At 47.1% G+C, this 1643-nt stretch carries 1 protein-coding gene; it reads right to left on the reverse strand.

Annotated elements, in window-relative coordinates:
* Positions 1 to 95: 95 nt before the first annotated feature.
* The gene (locus GT748_RS15005) at positions 96 to 1334 is read right to left on the reverse strand and encodes an IS110 family transposase (RefSeq protein ID WP_117461969.1); all 1239 of its coding nucleotides are present in this window, start codon (positions 1332 to 1334) and stop codon (positions 96 to 98) included.
* Between the last annotated feature and the right edge of the window lie 309 nt (positions 1335 to 1643).

A 1643-nucleotide genomic window follows, 5' to 3' on the forward strand; every position in this document is an offset into this window, starting at 1 on the left:
AAGGTTGAAACATTGTAATTTAAGTACCATTCCGAAAAAGGGCGCACAAAACCGAGCCCCCTAAATGCGGGCGAAGTTCAAGCTGTGCTTAAATCCTACGTAACGGCAGGAGCCGTCACCAAATATCCCTGACGCTGGAGGATAAACACTGCTTCTTCCACAGAAACCTCACGGTGTGCGGGAGGTCGGTCAGCTTTACGGTAGAGTTCAGAATTGTACACTTCATTCCATTTGAGAATGTTGTAGATGGCAGTCAACAACATTCTTGCAATAGCAATAATCGCTTTCTTGTGGCCCCTGCGTTTCTTTAGGGCCAAATAGCGGTTACGGACCTCTGGAAACTGCTTGGTACGAATCGCACAAAGAGCGCACTGCACAAGCAACGGTTTGATGTAAGCCCCGGCACGGCTGATTCTGGTAGTTTTCTTCTTCCCGGCACTCTCGTTGTTCTGTGGCGTAAGACCAGCCCAGGAGCAAAGATGCTTCGAGGTGGGAAACACGGACATATCCACTCCAATTTCAGAGATAATGCCGATAGCGGCAAAAGATTGGATACCCGGCGCCGTCATAACAAGGTTGAGTTGAGGAATGTATTTTTCCGCAGTAGACAGAATCAGGGATTCCAAGTTGAGTTTGCACAATTCAAGACTATCCATGTGGGAACGGATAATGCGGAGCTTTTCAGCTTGTTCGGCACACATTTCTCCATCCACGGCGGCTTGAATCTGCTCAATGGGCTTCTTGATGTTTTTAGTAAGATAGGGCTTTACGTCAAAAGGTTCATTGCTTTCTAACAGCCTGGTAGTAATTGCCGATGCAGCTTTTCCAAAGACATCCGAAAATACGTCGTCCAGTTTAATGTTGGAAACAGTAAGGCAGTTCTGAGCACGGTTCTTTTCACCAACATTGAAGTTTGTAAGTTTCCAGTGATAGCGTACCAAATCCCGAAGCTGGCGGATATCTGCTGGAGGGATAAAGCTACCGGAAACAAGGTCGTGCTTGAAGATGTCGGCAATCCACTTGGCATCTCGCTTGTCGGTTTTCTTTCCCCGAATGGCTTTCACATATTTGGGGTGAGCGAGGACGATATTGCAGGTGTGTTCCAAAATATTGTAAATGGGAATCCAATACTTCCCGGTGGATTCCATGCACACATCTTTGCAGTTGTTCTCAGAAAGCCAATCTGCACACCGGCGTAAATCTCCCGTAAAAGTGGAGAACCGCTTGCTTTTGTAGTTGGTCACTCCGTGGTCATTGGTTGTGGCAATACAAGCAACAACAAAGGACTTGTGGACATCCATCCCGCAGCAGATGGGGTAAACGATTTTAAGCATAGCACATCCCCTCAAAATAAGATTTGAGGAGAACAGGCAGGGACTGGACGCTCGCTGAAAGATTGAAGTAGTCCGTCTCTCCAAAGATAAGGTTACAGGGTACTAAACCCTAATTATTGGTGCTTGAAAGAGCATCCGGCACACATAGCCATTCAGTCCAATACGAGGTTGAGCCTACTCACCTCCACGTGCTCTGTAGTGTGCCTGCTTCCTCAAGCCCATTCTAACAAATTTCGACTTGCTGTGTTAGAGGCACTTGTGTTTCATCCATTTTGGTGCCTTGGAGCGCAGCGGAAAGGAATGGTCATA

Source organism: Bittarella massiliensis (ex Durand et al. 2017) (assembly GCF_009876955.1).
In the GTDB taxonomy this organism is placed as follows: Bacteria; Bacillota; Clostridia; order Oscillospirales; family Ruminococcaceae; genus Bittarella; species Bittarella massiliensis.